Source organism: Stenotrophomonas sp. C3(2023) (genome assembly GCF_032911385.1).
Classification (GTDB): Bacteria; Pseudomonadota; Gammaproteobacteria; order Xanthomonadales; family Xanthomonadaceae; genus Stenotrophomonas.
Map to the genome: position 1 here is coordinate 1,101,242 of NZ_JAWJLO010000001.1, position 15,627 is coordinate 1,116,868.

Annotated in this window: 12 protein-coding genes and 3 tRNA genes; 7 read left to right on the top strand and 8 right to left on the bottom strand. The window is 67.1% G+C overall.

All coding sequences use genetic code 11. The features are described from left to right. Positions 1-157 precede the first annotated feature (157 nt). The 3 genes from parC to RZA67_RS04790 form a co-directional block, all read right to left on the bottom strand. Positions 158-2,401 carry a DNA topoisomerase IV subunit A gene (gene parC / locus RZA67_RS04780; RefSeq protein WP_317211479.1) on the bottom strand — a complete coding sequence of 748 codons (2,244 nt, stop codon included), beginning with the start codon at positions 2,399-2,401 and terminating at the stop codon, positions 158-160. Between the two features lie 58 nt (positions 2,402-2,459). Continuing rightward, positions 2,460-3,296: a helix-turn-helix transcriptional regulator gene (locus RZA67_RS04785; RefSeq protein WP_317211480.1), complete on the bottom strand. Its 837-nt coding sequence runs from the start codon at positions 3,294-3,296 to the stop codon at positions 2,460-2,462. A gap of 89 nt (positions 3,297-3,385) precedes the next feature. After that, a complete protein-coding gene (locus tag RZA67_RS04790; RefSeq protein WP_317211481.1) occupies positions 3,386-3,535 on the bottom strand; it encodes a hypothetical protein in 150 nt (49 codons plus the stop codon). Here RZA67_RS04790 and RZA67_RS04795 point away from each other — a divergent pair. The 4 genes from RZA67_RS04795 to emrB are packed head-to-tail and all read left to right on the top strand — an operon-like array spanning position 3,534 to position 8,253. Next, positions 3,534-3,977 (top strand): MarR family transcriptional regulator, encoded by a 444-nt coding sequence (locus RZA67_RS04795; RefSeq protein ID WP_317211482.1) that lies wholly within the window; start codon positions 3,534-3,536, stop codon positions 3,975-3,977. The genes RZA67_RS04790 and RZA67_RS04795 overlap by 2 nt on opposite strands. Then, a complete protein-coding gene (locus RZA67_RS04800) occupies positions 3,974-5,467 on the top strand; it encodes an efflux transporter outer membrane subunit (RefSeq protein WP_317211483.1) in 1,494 nt (497 codons plus the stop codon). The genes RZA67_RS04795 and RZA67_RS04800 overlap by 4 nt, the downstream gene beginning before the upstream one ends. 10 nt (positions 5,468-5,477) lie before the next feature. Continuing rightward, entirely contained in the window at positions 5,478-6,659 is a 1,182-nt protein-coding gene (gene emrA, locus RZA67_RS04805; protein ID WP_317211484.1) for a multidrug efflux MFS transporter periplasmic adaptor subunit EmrA, read from the top strand. 7 nt (positions 6,660-6,666) lie between these two features. After that, positions 6,667-8,253, top strand: coding sequence for a multidrug efflux MFS transporter permease subunit EmrB (gene emrB / locus RZA67_RS04810; protein ID WP_317211485.1), 1,587 nt, complete (start codon positions 6,667-6,669; stop codon positions 8,251-8,253). 118 nt (positions 8,254-8,371) lie between these two features. On the opposite strand, the gene RZA67_RS04815 is transcribed toward emrB, so the two are convergent. Continuing rightward, a tRNA-Leu gene (locus RZA67_RS04815) sits at positions 8,372-8,458 on the bottom strand. A 50-nt stretch (positions 8,459-8,508) separates the two neighbouring features. Beyond that, positions 8,509-9,420 (bottom strand): LysR family transcriptional regulator, encoded by a 912-nt coding sequence (locus RZA67_RS04820; RefSeq protein WP_317211486.1) that lies wholly within the window; start codon positions 9,418-9,420, stop codon positions 8,509-8,511. A 100-nt stretch (positions 9,421-9,520) separates the two neighbouring features. Here RZA67_RS04820 and RZA67_RS04825 point away from each other — a divergent pair, with 100 nt between their 5' ends. After that, positions 9,521-10,267, top strand: coding sequence for a sulfite exporter TauE/SafE family protein (locus RZA67_RS04825; RefSeq protein ID WP_317211487.1), 747 nt, complete (start codon positions 9,521-9,523; stop codon positions 10,265-10,267). Between the two features lie 109 nt (positions 10,268-10,376). Here RZA67_RS04825 and RZA67_RS04830 read toward each other — a convergent pair. Then, a tRNA-Leu gene (locus RZA67_RS04830) sits at positions 10,377-10,463 on the bottom strand. Between the two features lie 144 nt (positions 10,464-10,607). After that, positions 10,608-10,692, bottom strand: a tRNA-Leu gene (locus RZA67_RS04835). A gap of 88 nt (positions 10,693-10,780) precedes the next feature. Here RZA67_RS04835 and rnr point away from each other — a divergent pair. Both rnr and rlmB read left to right on the top strand, forming a co-directional pair. Beyond that, the gene (gene rnr, locus RZA67_RS04840) at positions 10,781-13,282 is read left to right on the top strand and encodes a ribonuclease R (RefSeq protein WP_317211488.1); all 2,502 of its coding nucleotides are present in this window, start codon (positions 10,781-10,783) and stop codon (positions 13,280-13,282) included. 114 nt (positions 13,283-13,396) lie between these two features. Beyond that, the gene (rlmB, locus tag RZA67_RS04845) at positions 13,397-14,140 is read left to right on the top strand and encodes a 23S rRNA (guanosine(2251)-2'-O)-methyltransferase RlmB (RefSeq protein ID WP_317211489.1); all 744 of its coding nucleotides are present in this window, start codon (positions 13,397-13,399) and stop codon (positions 14,138-14,140) included. Positions 14,141-14,188: 48 nt separating this feature from the next. Here rlmB and RZA67_RS04850 read toward each other — a convergent pair whose 3' ends face one another. After that, positions 14,189-15,622: an efflux transporter outer membrane subunit gene (locus tag RZA67_RS04850; protein WP_317211490.1), complete on the bottom strand. Its 1,434-nt coding sequence runs from the start codon at positions 15,620-15,622 to the stop codon at positions 14,189-14,191. Between the last annotated feature and the right edge of the window lie 5 nt (positions 15,623-15,627).

A 15,627-nucleotide genomic window follows, 5' to 3' on the forward strand; every position in this document is an offset into this window, starting at 1 on the left:
GCTCCAACGGCGCAGCCGTGCCGTGCTGGCGGGGCACGGTGTGCGTAGCGCCTGTCTCTGCCCGGCGAGCGTGCAGCGCAGGGGCAGCAGCGTGACGACCAACGGTCGTCACCTACCGGGGCCGCAGGGTTTTCGTAGCGCCGGGCAGCGCCCGGCGTTACTCCACCGACAGACCTTCAACCTTCTGCCAGCCGCGCGGCAGCAGATGGCCCCGGGTCGCGCGTGCGCCCAGATAGGTATCGAGCTCGCTGAACTTCAGGCCCATCGTGCGCTGGCCGCTGCGCACCTGCAGGGTCTGGCCCGGACTGATCGCCACCACCGCCACCACACGTTCGGTGGCCAGCTTGGCCTTGGGAATCTCGATGATCTTGTTCCCCTTGCCCTTGTCCAGTTCCGGCAGTTCACGCGCTTCGATCGCCAGCAGGTTGCCGGAGCTGGTCACCGCTACGATGCGGTCGGTTTCGACATTGGCCACCGCCGCTGGCTGCAGCACGCTGGCACCGGAGGACAGGTTGAGCATCGCCTTGCCGGCCTTGTTGCGGCCGATCAGGTTCTCGAAGCGGGTCACAAAGCCGTAGCCGTGGGTGGAGGCCAGCACGAACCGGTGCGCGGGTTCGGCGCTGGCCAGGGTCACGAAGCGGGTGCCGGCGGCTGGCGAGAAGCGCCCGGTCAGCGGTTCGCCATTGCCGCGTGCGGAGGGCAGGGTATGTACCGCGGTGGAATACGCGCGGCCGTCGCTGTCCAGGAAGGCAACCTGCTGGGTGCTGCGCGCGCGGGCCGAGGCCAGCAGGCTGTCGCCCTCGCGGTAGGACAGCCCGGCGGCATCCACATCGTGACCCTTGGCCGCGCGGATCCAGCCCTTGGCCGAGAGCACCACGGTCATCGGCTCGCTGGGCACCAGCTCGGTCTCGTCGATGGCCTGCGCCGCCTGGCGCTGGACCAGCGGCGAGCGGCGCGCATCGCCGAATTTCTTCGCGTCGGCCTGCAGCTCATCCTTGATCAGCTTCTTCAGCTTTGCCTTGCTGTCCAGGGTCGCCAGCAGCTTTTCGCGTTCCTTGGCCAGCTCGTCCTGCTCGCCGCGGATCTTCATCTCTTCCAGGCGCGCCAGCTGCTTCAGGCGGGTCTCGAGGATGTAGTCGGCCTGTTCCTCGGACAGCGCAAAGCGCGCGATCAGCGCCGCCTTGGGCTCATCCTCGGTACGGATGATGTGGATCACTTCGTCCAGGTTGAGGAACGCCGTCAGCAGGCCTTCCAACAGATGCAGGCGGCGCTCGACCTTCTGCAGACGATGCTGCAGGCGACGGGTGACGGTATTGCTGCGGAACTGCAGCCACTCGGACAGCAGCATTTTCAGGTTCTTCACCTGCGGCCGCCCGTCCATGCCGATCACATTGAGGTTGACCCGGTAGCTGCGCTCCAGGTCGGTGGTGGCAAACAGATGGCCCATCAGCTGGTCGGCATCGACGCGGCTGGAGCGCGGCACCAGCACCACGCGCACCGGGTTGGCATGGTCGGACTCATCGCGGATGTCCTCCAGCCACGGCAGCTTCTTGGCGCGCATCTGCGCGGCGATCTGCTCGATGACCTTCGAGGGCGATACCTGGAACGGCAGCGCGGTGACCACCACGTTGTTGCCGTCTTTCTTGAAGGTGGCGCGGGCGCGCACGCTGCCGTGACCGGTTTCGTACATCGCCAGCAGATCGGCGGCCGGGGTGATGATTTCGGCGCTGGACGGGTAATCGGGGCCCTTCACGTGCTCGCAGAGATCGCGCACGCTGGCCTCCGGATCATCCAGCAGATGCAGCAGCGCGCTGACGATTTCGTTGAGGTTGTGCGGCGGCACATCGGTGGCCATGCCCACGGCGATGCCGGTGGTGCCGTTGAGCAGCAGGTGCGGCAGCCGGGCCGGCATCCAGGTCGGCTCCTGCAGGGTGCCGTCGAAGTTGGGCACCCAGTCGGTGGTGCCCTGGCCCAGCTCACCCAGCAGGACTTCAGCGATCGGGGTCAGTTTGGATTCGGTGTAACGCATGGCCGCGAACGACTTCGGGTCGTCGGTGGAGCCGAAGTTGCCCTGGCCTTCGATCAGCGGATAGCGGTAGGAGAACGGCTGGGCCATCAGCACCAGCGCCTCGTAGCAGGCGCTGTCGCCATGCGGATGGTATTTACCGATCACGTCACCGACGGTGCGCGCCGACTTCTTCGGCTTGGCCGCGGCGTTCAGGCCGAGCTCGCTCATCGAGTAGATGATGCGGCGCTGCACCGGCTTCAGCCCGTCGCCGATGAAGGGCAGGGCACGGTCCAGCACCACGTACATCGAGTAGTCCAGGTAGGCACGCTCGGCATACTCGCGCAGGGGCAGTTGTTCGAAGCCGTGGAAGGCGGGGCGGGCAAGATCGGTCATGCGGGGTTGTTACCTGTGTTCGGAGGCGGCGACGGCCGTCGCCCTCGCAATGGAGTGATTATCCGGATGCAGCCGGGGATGCCAAGCCGCGCGGTGGATCCTGACGCGGTCCGTTGTGGGCCAGGTAGCGGCCGGGCGGGGTACCGAAGTGGCGGCGGAACACCGTGACAAAGGCGCTGGCGCTGCTGAAGCCCAAGGCGTGGGCGGTGTCGGCCACGGTCCGGCCTTCATTGAGCAGCCGCAGTGCCTCGGCCAGCCGTGCCTGCTGCCGCCACTGGGCAAAGCTCAGCGTGGTCTCGTCGCGGAAATGGCGGGTCAGACTGCGCGGGGACAGGCCGGCCCAGGCTGCCCACGCGGCGAGGCTGCGGTCATCGGCCGGGTTGGCCAGCAGCTGCGAGGCGATCTTCAGCAGGCGGCGGTCCTGCGGCATCGGCAGGTGCATGCGTTGGCGTGGCGCGTCGCGGATTTCGTCCAGCAACACCTCCAGCAGATGCTGCTGGCGCGGCGTCGCCGCGCTGGCCCGCGGCCAGGAACAGACCCGCAGGGCGATGGCCTGGAGCAGATCGGAGATGCCGATCACGCAGGGCTGATCGGCCAGGTCGTGGCAGGCGTCGGGGGTCAACAACAGACCCCAGCCGCGCAGCGGGCCGTCGATCAACACCGTGTGCGGCTCTCCCGGCGGCATCCATCCGGCCGAGCCCGAGGCCAGCGACCACGTGCCATGGCGGGTGCGGGTGGTCAGCAGCCCGCTTTCGACGCAGATCAGCTGCGCGCGGGCATGCGCGTGCCAGTCCACCTCGTGTTCGAGTCCGGCACGGCTGTCAACGCGGAACCCGCAGACGGGCAGCCCGTCGAGGCGTTCAAACCACGCCTTGGCGTCATCAGCCACAACCACCCCTGCCCCCGCAGGCGGCTCAGCGGTTGCCGCAGGGCGAGCCGCGGCGGCTGGCGACGTGTTTTCCTCGGCTGGCTCAAATGAAACATTCATTGGCTTGATTGTACTACCAGGCCACTACCGTAGCCGCTTAAGCTGTGCGCCTTCGTCATCAGCACGGTTTTTGCAACGCAGCATCCGCTGCCAGATGGAATATTTCCATTGAGAAATATTTTATTTGGAAGAGAATAGGCGGCCATGATCTGTCCCTCAACTACTCCTCCCAGCTTCGGGCTGCTGCTGCGCCAGGTGCGCGATGGCCTGGTGCGCCAGCTGGACGCGTCCATGGCCGAAGAAGGTCTGGGTATCGGCTTCAGCCACTACATCGGCCTGAAGATCCTCTCGGCGATGGCCCCGTGCACGGCCAACGAGCTGGCCCAGGCCATCGACCAGGTGCCCAGCGCGGTGACCCGGTTGCTGGACAAGCTGGAGTCGCTCGGCTGCGTGCGCCGCGAGCCGCATGCGCAGGACCGGCGTGCGCTGCAGATCGTACTGACCGAGCAGGGGCGTGCGTTGTGGCTGCGGCTCAAACAGCGTGGCGACGAGGTGATGGACGATGCCCTGCGTGACCTGGAGCCCGGCGAGCGTGCCCAGCTGATGGCCCTGATGATCCGAATCCGCGATTCCCTGACGACCCCATGACGCCCTTCAACTCTCCCCCCGTTCTCCGTAATGTCCGCCCGCTGCTGATTTCCACCCTGGCAGTGGCGCTGGCCGCCTGTGCCAGCAGCGGCGGCTTGCAGCCGCAGGCACGTGTGCTCGATGTCGACACCCTGCACAGCGCGCAGACGCTGGCTGGCCATGCGCTGGCGCCCTCCGGCTTCCCGCGCCAGGACTGGTGGACCGCGCTGGGTGACGCGCAGCTTGATGGCCTGATTGCCGAAGCGCTGGCCGGCACGCCCGGGCTGGACGCGGCTGATGCGCGCCTGCGCCAGGCCCGCGCGCAGGTAGGCAGCGCCCGTGCCGAGCGTCTGCCCAGCGTGTCCGCGTCGGGCGGCTACACCGGCCTGCGCCTGCCTGAATCCATGCTCGGCGACGAGCTCGGCGGTCATTACGCCGGCAGCAGCCAGGCCATACTCAACGTCAGTTACGGCATCGACCTGTGGGGCGGCAAGCGCGCGGCGTGGGAAGCGGCGGTGGACAGCGCACACGCTGCCGAAGTCGATGCCCAGGCGGCGCGCCTGCAGCTCTCGGCCGGCATTGCCCAGACCTACGTTGAACTGAGCCACGCCTTCGAACTGATGGACGTGGCCGAGCAGGAACTGGCGCGTTCGCACAAAGCGCTGCAGCTGACCACCCAGCGCCGTGCCGCGGGCATCGACAGTGACCTGCAGGTGCGTCAGGCCGAAGCCCGTGTGCCTGCCGCCCAGCAGCAGCAGCAGGCGGCGCAGCAGCAGATCGATGCGGCCCGCACCGCACTGGCAGCCCTGCTGGGCAAGGGGCCCGACCGAGGCCTGTCGATCCAGCGCCCGCGCGCGCTCGATCCGATGGCGCTGCCGCTGCCCGGCGTGCTGCCCAGCGAGCTGCTCGGTCGCCGCCCCGACGTGGTGGCTGCACGCTGGCGCGTTGAAGCGGCCGCCCGACAGATCAAGGTTGCGCGCACGCGCTTCTATCCAAGCCTGAATCTGACCGCGCTGGCCGGGGTGGTCGCGCCGAACATCGGTGACCTGCTGCAGAGCAGCTCAAGTTTCGCCTACCTGGGTCCGGCGCTGAGCCTGCCGATCTTCGACGGCGGCCGTCTGCGTGCGAACCTGGACAACACCGACGCGCAGTACGACCTTGCGGTGGCCGGCTACAACCAGGCTGTTGTGGATGCATTGCGTGAGGTTGCCGACCAGGTCAGCGCCATGCGCGCACTGCAGGCGCAGGCGCGGTCACAGCAGCAGGTGGTGGACACCGCCAACGCCGCCTTCGAACTGGCCGGCCAGCGCTACCGCGCCGGCATCGGCGGCTACCTGGACGTGCTTACCGCGCAGTCGACGCTGCTGCAGTCGCAGCAGCTGCTGGTCGGGCTGCAGTCGCAGCAGGTACTCGCCTCGATCCGCTTGAGCCAGGCGCTGGGCGGGGGCTTTATGCCTTCTGCCGCCGATGCGGCCCCGCTGACCCCGTATTCCGAAACTTCGCATTCCTGAGACACACCCCATGAGCCAGACCTCCGATTCCGCGGCCCCGTCGGCCGCCCCCAGCCGTCGTGGCAAACTGCTGCGCGGACTGCTTGTCATCGTCGTGCTGCTGCTGGCTGCGGCGACCCTGTGGTACTTCATGTTCGGTCGTTGGTTCGAAGAGACCGACGATGCCTATGTGCAGGGCAACCAGGTGCAGATCACACCGCTGGTGCCGGGTACCGTGGTGGCCATCGCCGCCGACGACGGCATGCGCGTCGAGCGCGGCCAGCTGCTGGTGCAGCTGGATCCTGCCGATACCGGTGTGGCCCTGCAGCAGGCCGAAGCCAATCTGGCAAAGACGGTGCGTGAAGTGCGCGGCCTGTACCGCAGCGTCGAAGGCGCACAGGCCGAGCTCAACGCGCGCCAGATCACCCTCAAGCGGGTGCGTGCCGACTTCGCCCGCCGCAAGGACCTGGCCGCCACCGGTGCAATCTCCAGCGAAGAACTGGCGCACGCCCGCGACGAGTTGGCTGCTGCCGAAGCTGCCGTGGCTGGCTCCCGTGAGAGCGTGGCGCGCAGCAGTGCGCTGGTGGATGACACCGTCATCGCCACCCAGCCTGATGTGCAGGCCGCTGCGGCCCAGCTGCGCCAGGCCTACCTCAACAATGCACGGGCCGGCATCGTTTCGCCGGTGACCGGTTACGTGGCGCGCCGCTCGGTGCAGGTTGGCCAGCGTGTGCAGCCGGGCACGGCGTTGATGGCCGTGGTGCCGACCGAACAGATGTGGGTGGAAGCCAACTTCAAGGAAACCCAGCTGCGGCACATGCGCCTGGGCCAGGAAGTGGAGCTGAAGTCGGACCTGTACGGCGGCGATGTGCAGTACAAGGGCCGCATCACCAGTCTGGGCCTGGGCACCGGTTCGGCGTTTTCGCTGCTGCCGGCGCAGAACGCCAGCGGCAACTGGATCAAGATCGTGCAGCGCGTACCGGTGCGCATCGCCATCGATGCCAGGCAGCTGGCCGAGCATCCGTTGCGCATCGGCCTGTCGATGAAGGCCGAAGTGAGCCTTCGCGACCAGAAGGGTGAGGTGCTGCCCAGTACCGCCGCCAAGGGCAACGTGTTCGATACCGATGTCTATGCCAAGCAGCTGCACGATGCCGACGACATGATCCATACGATCATCCAGGGCAACCTGCCGCAGCAGGCCAAGGCGGGCTGAGGTCGCCATGTCCGCACAAGCTCCAGCCGCGCCCGGTGCACCGGGCGCCCCCGCGGCGCCGGGAGCACCCAGCGGGTTCCTGCCGCCCAGCGTTGCCCTGTGCACCCTGGGCCTGGCGATGGCCTCGTTCATGCAGGTGCTCGATACCACCATCGCCAACGTGTCCCTGCCGACCATTGCCGGCAATCTCGGCGCCAGTTCGCAGCAGGCGACCTGGGTCATCACCTCGTTCGCGGTCAGCACCGCCATCGCGCTGCCGCTGACCGGCTGGCTCAGCCGCCGCTTCGGCGAGCGCAAGCTGTTCATCTGGGCCACTCTGGCCTTTGTGATCACTTCGCTGCTGTGCGGCCTGGCCCAGAGCATGGGCATGCTGGTGGTGGCACGCGCGCTGCAGGGGTTTGTCGCCGGGCCGATGTACCCGATCACGCAGTCGCTGCTGGTGTCGATCTACCCGCGCGAAAAACGCGGACAGGCGCTGGCGCTGCTGGCGATGATCACCGTGGTCGCTCCCATCTGCGGGCCGATTCTCGGCGGCTGGATCACCGACAACTACAGCTGGGAATGGATCTTCCTGATTAACGTGCCGCTGGGCGTGTTCGCCGCGCTGGTGGTGGGCAACCAGTTGAAAGGACGGCCGGAGCAGACTGAAAAGCCGAAGATGGACTATGTCGGCCTGATCACCCTGGTGATCGGCGTGGGCGCGCTGCAGCTGGTGCTTGATCTGGGCAATGACGAAGACTGGTTTGCCTCGACCCGGATCGTGGTGCTGGCCTGCGTGGCCGTGGTCACCCTGACCGTGTTCCTGATCTGGGAGCTGACCGACAAGGATCCGATCGTCGACCTGAAGCTGTTCCGGCATCGCAACTTCCGCGCCGGTACCCTGGCGATGGTGGTGGCCTACGCTGCGTTCTTCAGCGTCGCTCTGCTCATTCCGCAGTGGCTGCAGCGCGACATGGGATACACCGCGATCTGGGCCGGGCTGGCGACCGCGCCGATCGGCGTGCTGCCGGTGATCATGGCGCCGTTTGTGGGCAAGTATGCCTCGCGCTTTGACATGCGCATGCTGGCCACCATCGCCTTCGTGTTCCTGTCATTCACCAGCTTCCTGCGCTCGGGATTCAACCTGCAGGTGGACTTCCAGCACGTGGCCGGCGTGCAGCTGATCATGGGCATCGGCGTGGCGCTGTTCTTCATGCCGGTGCTGCAGATACTGCTCTCGGACCTGGACGGCCGCGAGATCGCCGCCGGCTCTGGTCTTGCGACCTTCCTGCGCACGCTGGGGGGCAGCTTCGCTGCATCGCTGACGACCTGGCTGTGGGCGCGGCGCACCCAGGTGCATCATGCCGATCTGACCGAGCATATCTCTGCCTATCAGCCGGGCATGCAGGAGCAGGTCACCGCGATGGGGCAGGGCGATCTGCAGCACGGTGCCGCCATGCTCAACACGATGATCAACCACCAGGCCTCGCAGATGGGGTTCAACGACATCTTCTTCCTGCTCGGCTGGACCTTCCTGGCCATCATCAGCTTCCTGTGGCTGGCCAAGCCGCCCTTCGGTGCGGGAGCAGGTGCCGCCTCGGCCGGCGGCCATTGACGCAGGCAACGGCAGGCGCCGGTCATGACGACCGGCGCACCGTTGGTCGTCACGCCTTCCAACGCGAATCGCAGACATGAAAAAACCCGCTTGCGCGGGTTTGATCATTGCTGAGTCATGGTGCCCAGGAGAGGACTCGAACCTCCACGAAGTTGCCCCCGCTAGCACCTGAAGCTAGTGCGTCTACCAATTCCGCCACCTGGGCGACTCAGGAGACGAATTGTGGGCGAAGGCGGGGACGCTGTCAACACCTGTTCACACTTTTTCTGCAGTGCCACTCACGGCATTGCCGCCAAGGTGCAGCAGCAGGCTCTGCATCGGTCGCGACAGCGTATTCCAGCGCGCAAAACACAGCGACAGCCGGCGCCGTGCCCACGCATCCTCCAGTGTCACCAGTTGCAGGTTGAAGCGCCGCCGGTAGCGTCGGGCCAGCGAGCGCGGCACGATGCCCACGCCGATGCCGTGCCCGACCATCTCGCACACGCCTTCAAAACTTTTCATGCGTATGCGCGTGGCCAGTTCGCGGCCATGTTCGCGCGCGTGATCCTGCACGTGGTCGTGCAGGGCGTTGCCATCGGCAAGGCCCACGAACGTCTGCCCGAGTATCGTGGCGAAGTCGACCGCGCTGCGGTTGGCCAGCGCATGTCCTGCCGGGACCACCAGCAGCAGCGGATCATCGTCCACAGGCTGCACCTGCAGGGTGCCGGTCTGGACGGCATTGGAAATGATGCCGGCCTCGGCCTGGCCGCCCTGCACCGCCCGCACGATCTCCACACTGGTGCGCTCCTTCAGGTCCACGCGCAGCCGTGGCCGCTGCGCCAGCCACGGTGCCAGCCGTCCTGGCAGGAAGCCGGTCAAGGCGCCGGTGTTGGCATACAGGTGCAGGGTGCCGCGCGCACCGTCGGCGAACTCGCGCAGTTCCCCCTGCAGCATCGTGTGTTGACGCAGCATCAGTCGGGCGTGGTGGGCGAGTGCTTCCCCGGCCTCGGTGCTGCTGGTGCCGCGCGCATGGCGCTGCAGCAGCGCCACGCCTGCCTCGTCCTCCAGCGCACGCAGACGCTCGCTGGCCGCGCCAAGTGACAGATGCGCACGCGCAGCGCCGGCCGTGATGCTGCCGGCTTCCACCACGGCCAGGAACAGGCGCAGATCAACAAGGTCGGTACGCATGGCGCTTTCTCGTGCAGGGCGGGGGAGCCTTCGGCATTGCCGAAGGCTGGCAGGGCAATGCCGCATTGTGCGATGGCCCGCGCCGGGCTCCAATGGGCGGATGAACGAGACCTGGTTTTTCTACGTGCTGGTGCTGGTGGTCTTCATGCTGGCCGGCGTGGTCAAAGGGGTGACCGGCATGGGGCTGCCCACCGTGGCGATGGGTCTGCTCGGCGGCGCGCTGTCACCGGCCGCCGCTGCGGCGATGCTGTTCATTCCCACTTTCGTCACCAATATCTGGCAACTGCTCTCCGGCCCCTCACTGAGGCACACGCTGCGGCGGATGTGGCCGATGATGCTGGCGGTGGTGGTGGTCACCGTGGCGGCGGCCGGTCTGCTGGTACGGGTTGATCCGGTCTGGTCGCGGGTCGCCCTGGGTGTGGCCCTGGTGGTGTACGCGCTGTACGCCCTGCTCGCTCCGGTGCTGCGGGTGCCGCCACGCTGGGAGCGCTGGCTGTCGCCGCTGGTCGGCGGGCTTTCAGGCGTGGTGACCGGCGCCACCGGCGTGTTTGTGATGCCAGCGGTGCCGTACCTGCAGTCGCTGGGCATGGACCGCGAAGAGCTGGTGCAGACACTCGGCCTGGCGTTCACCGTGTCGACCATCGCGCTCACCACCGGCTTGCTGCTGTACGGCGCGTACAGCCTGCCGCAGCTGGGCCTGAGCGCATTGGCCGTGGTGCCGGCGCTGGCGGGTATGTGGCTGGGGCAGGTGATCCGACGGCGCATCAGCGCCAGGGTGTTCCGCGCGTGCTTCCTCGGTTTCCTGCTGGTGCTCGGCATCGAGCTGATCGTGCGCCCGTTGTTCTGAGCGCACGACCAGACGCTGCCGGTCATGCCTGCAGCACACCACGCGCCTCATCAAGCCGGATCGCAGACAAGAAAAAACCCGCTTCCGCGGGTTGTTTTCTTTCTCGACATGGTGCCCAGGAGAGGACTCGAACCTCCACGAAGTTGCCCCCGCTAGCACCTGAAGCTAGTGCGTCTACCAATTCCGCCACCTGGGCGTCGAGGAGCGAGATTATGGCCATCGCCGCGAAAGGTGTCAACTGCTTTTCGCCGGGATCGCACACCGTACAAAAACTGCACGTCTTGCGGCGCCACACCGCGATGGAAAACAAAAAACCCCCGCGTTCGCGAGGGTTGTCTGTTGGTGCCCAGGAGAGGACTCGAACCTCCACGGTTTTACCCGCTAGTACCTGAAACTAGTGCGTCTACCAATTCCGCCACCTGGGCTTCCAGAGCCGGCAATTCTGCCGATGCCGCTAAAGGTTGTCAACACCACATGAAGCGCAGCCCCATGGTGATGGACAGGTAGCCGACGATGACCGTTTCTGCACGCCTCGAACGGCTACCATGCAGGGCGATGAAAACAAAAAAGCCAAGCAAGGGCGGGAATGCTTCCCGCACTGCGGCACCCGGCAAGGGTGCCAACGCGGGCAAGCCCCGCAGCACATCGCCGGGCAAGCCATTGCCGGGCTGGTTCCCCGAACTGGCCGACGGTGCGTCAGGTTCGCGCGGCAAGCCGCCGCGTGGGGATACAGCGCCCGGCCCGGCCCCGCGCCGCAAACTGCCGCCGAGCGGTCAGGTGATTGACGATCCCTACGCAGCCCGCGAGGCAGAGAAATACGAACAGCCCATCGCCAGCCGCGAGGCCATCCTGGCCCTGCTGGAGCGGTGCGATGGCCCGCAGACGGCCCAGGAACTCGGCGCCCGCCTTGGTCTTACCGCCGAAGACCGGGCCGAGGCGCTGTCGCGCCGGCTCGGTGCGATGGTGCGCGACGGCCAGCTGGTACAGAACCGCCGTGGGGGCTTTGCACCGATCAAGGCGCTCAATCTTGTGACCGGCGTGGTGATTGCCAACCCGGAAGGCTTCGGCTTTTTGCGGCCGGTGGAGGGCGGTGACGATCTGTTCCTGCCGCCCTACGAAATGCGCAAGGTGATGCACGGCGACAAGGTGCTGGCCAACGTGACCGGCATCGATCACCGTGGTCGCCGCGAAGGCAGCATCGCGCGCGTGCTCGAGCGCGGCATGAATCGCCTGATTGGCCGATTCAGTATCGAGATGGGCATCAACTATGTGGTGCCCGACGACAAGCGCGTGCAGCGCAACATCCAGGTGCCGCCGGACCATACCGGTGGCGCGCGTGATGGCCAGCTGGTGGTGTGCGAGCTGACCCAGGCGCCGGACAGCCGGCGCCCGCCGATCGGTCGCATCATCGCCGTGCTCGGTGACAAGCTCACCGCTTCGCTGGTGGTGGAGACCGCGATCCACGGCCATGAGCTGCCGTTCGAGTTCCCGCAGCCGGTCCTGGATGAGGCGGCAGCGGTACCGCTGGTGGTCGAGCCGGCGATGATCGGCGGCCGCGTCGATCTGCGCAGCACGCCGCTGGTGACCATCGATGGCGAGGACGCCAAGGATTTCGACGACGCGGTGTACTGCGAGCCCAACGCCGACGGCTTCCGTCTGGTGGTGGCCATCGCCGATGTTTCCAACTACGTGCGTCCGGGCACGCCGCTGGACGAGGAAGCGCAGAAGCGCGCGACCTCGGTCTATTTCCCCGGCTTCGTCGTGCCGATGCTGCCGGAGACGTTGTCCAACGGCATCTGCTCGCTGATGCCCAAGGTCGACCGCATGTGCTTTGTCTGTGACATGCAGATCGACCGCGACGGCCAGGTCAGCAGCTCGCGCTTCTACGAAGCGGTGATGAACTCGCACGCGCGCCTGACCTACACCCAGGTGTGGCAGGCCGTGGGTGAGGACGATGCCGGCGCCAAGGCTGCCATTGGACCGCTGTTGCCGCAGGTGCAGCGCCTGCATCAGCTCTACAAGGTGCTGGCCAAGGCGCGTGCCAAGCGCGGTGCGATCGAGTTCGAGAGCAGCGAAGTACGCTTTGTGCTCGACAACCGGGGCGAGGTCACGCAGGCCGGGATGCTGCTGCGCAACGATGCCCACAAGCTGATCGAGGAGTGCATGATCGCGGCGAACGTGGAGGCGGCGAAGTTCCTGTTGTCGCGTCACGTCCCGGCGCCATACCGCATCCACGAAAAGCCGCCGGAGACCAAGTTCGCCGACCTGCTGGAGTTCCTCAAGGAGTTCAAGCTGAGCCTGCCGGCCTGGTCGAAAGTACGTCCGGGGGATTACACCAAGCTGTTGAAGAAGATCCGTGACCGCCCCGACGCCACGCTGCTCGAATCGGTGCTGCTGCGCAGCCAGAGCCTGGCCATCTACAGTCCGGACAACCAGGGCCACTTCGGCCTGGCGCTGGAGGCCTACGCCCATTTCACCTCGCCGATCCGCCGCTACCCGGATCTGCTGGTGCATCGAGCGATCAAGCATGCTCTGAGCGGCAAGCCGCTGGACAAGTTCACCTACACCGCGCGCGAAATGGCCGCGCTGGCCCTGCAGTGCTCCGAACGCGAGCGCCGGGCTGACGAAGCCGAGCGCGAGGTCGACGAGCGTTACCGTGCCGCGTGGATGGAAAAGCACGTGGGCGGCCAGTTCGATGGCGTCATCAGCGGTGTGACCAGCTTTGGCCTGTTCGTCGAGCTGGACCAGTCCAAGGTGCAGGGGCTGGTGCACGTGACCCAGCTGCCGCAGGACTATTACAAGTTCGACGCCACCCGCAAGACGCTGACCGGCGAACGCCGGGGCAGCAGCTACCGCTTGGGTGACCGCGTCCGCATCCTGGTGCTGAAGGCCAGCATGGAAGAACGCAAGATCGACTTCCGGCTGGTCGAGCACAAGGGTGAGGAAGAGGGCGATGGTCTGCCGCCGCTGCCCGAACGCGGCAAACCGGCCAAGCGCGGCAAGAAGCCGTACTGAACCGGCAGGTGCCGAACAGCTTCGGTAGGTGCCGACCGTTGGTCGGCACGCCTGCTCTACGTGGGCTGCTCCAATGCACTACCATAACGTCCCCCTTTCCCGGTCCCGCCCCGCATGAGCAAGAACAGCCAGTGGATCGTCGGCGTCAACGCCGTCGCTTCCTCCATCGAGAACGATGCCGAGAATGTGCGCGAAGTGCTGGTCGAAGGCGGGGCGAAGAATCCGCGGCTGACCGAGATCGAGGAAAACGCCCGTCGCAAGGGCATCGACGTCCGTCGCGTCACCGCGCAGGCGCTCGATGGCGTCGGCGGGTCGGTACGCCATCAGGGCGTGGCGGCGCGTTATGCCGCTGCCCGCACCTACAGCGAGAATGAGCTGGCCGGGCTGGTCGAAGCGGCCGAGGGCAAGGCCCTGCTGCTGGTGCTGGACGAGGTCCAGGACCCGCACAACCTCGGCGCCTGCCTGCGCTCGGCTGCTGCGGCCGGGGCCACGGCCGTGGTGATCCCCAAGGACAAGTCGGCCACGGTCAACGCCACGGTGCGCAAGACCTCGGCCGGCGCGGCCGACCGCATCCCGGTGGTGTCGGTCACCAATCTGTCGCGCTGCCTGAAGGACCTGCAGAAGCTCGGCGTGTGGATCTACGGCCTGGCCGGCGAAGCAACCGGCTCGCTCTACGACGTGGACCTGAAGGGCAACGTGGCGCTGGTGCTGGGTGGCGAAGCGGACGGCCTGCGCCGGTTGACCCGCGAAAACTGCGACAGGCTGGTCAAGATTCCCATGCCTGGTGAAATCGAGAGCCTCAACGTCTCGGTTGCCGCCGGCGTCAGCCTGTTCGAGGCCGTGCGCCAGCGCGGGTAAGCCCGCTACACAGTGCCAGCCCGGCGCTGGCACTGCGCTCCGTGCCGCTCAGCCCGCGCTGCCGCCGAGCGCCTTGTACAGCGTCACGTCGTTGGCCAGCTGGCTCTGCCGCACGCGTGCCAGTGACAGTTCGGCCGAGCGGCGGGTCTGCTGCGCTTCGAGCCAGGTCGTGAGGTCGATCGCACCGACCCGGTAACGCACTGCCTGTGCCCGTTCCACTTCCACCGCCTCCTCGTAGGAGGCCTGCGATGCGGCAACCTGCAGCGCCAGCTGTTCGCGGGCGGACAATGCGTTGTCGACCTCCGACAATGCGGCGTACAGCGTGTCGCGGAACTGCGTTGCGGCAATCTGGTAGTCGGTGCCCGCCATGTCCACGTTCAACTGCGCCCGTGGCAGGTTGAGGAAGGGCAGGGCCAGGCCGGCGCCCAGCGTGGCCACCGGATTGCGCAGCACATCGCCCAGGCTCGGCCCACTGGTGCTGACGCCACCGGTGAGACTCAGCGTCGGGTAGTACTGGGTGGCGGTGACGTGGATGCGCTTGAGGCTGTTGCGCAGCCGCAGCTCGGCCGCGCGCAGGTCGGGCCGTCGTGCCAGCAGGTCGGCCGGCAGCCCCTCGGCGATGGCCGGGCTGCGGGCGTCGGCCAGGCTCTGCGGCTCATCGGCCTGCGGCCAGGGCTGGCCATCGAGCAGCACGGTCAACGCGTTGCGCGCTTCCACTCGCTGCTGTTCCAGAGCGCTCTGTGCCGAGCGCTGCGCCTGCAGGCGCTGATTCGCCTGGCGCAGTTCCAGCCGTGCCACCGCGCCGACATCGAAGCGGGTCTGTACCAGCTGCAGGGTGCGCTCGGCCTGCTCCAGGTCGGCCTCGCCGGCCGCAATGGACTGGTTGAGGTAGGCCAGTGCCCAGTACTGGTTGACCACCTGGCCGATCAGACTCAGCGCGGTGTTCTGCAGGTCTTCGGCGGTGGCCTGCGCTTCCCAGCCGGCGATGTCGCGCTGGGTACGCAGCTTGCCCCACAGATCGATCTCCCACTGCAGGCCCACGCCGGTGCTGTAGTCACCGTTGCGCTGCCAGTCGGCCGACTGATCGATGGGGCGTGAGCGCGACGTCGACAGCCCCGACAGCGAGGGGTCGGGCCATTGCGCGATACGCGCCAGGCCGGCCGACTGCTGCGCGCGCTGCAGGTTCAGCCCGGCCACGGCGAGGCTGTTGTTGACCTGCAGCGCGTGGCTGACCAGCCGGTCCAGGCGGGGGTCGCCGAAGCCCTGCCACCAGGTGTCGCTACGGATGTCGACAGAGGGCTGGTCCAGCCCGCTGCGCGGCGTTTGGCCGACTGCATTGCCGCCGGCATCGCCGCGGGCCCATTGCGCAGGAACGGTCGGGGTGGCGACCGGGTAACGGCCGACGCTGGCACAGCCGGCCAGGGTGACCAGCAGGGCGCTGGCCAGCAGCAGGCGGGGCGGCATGCGGGGGTGATCAGACATGTTCA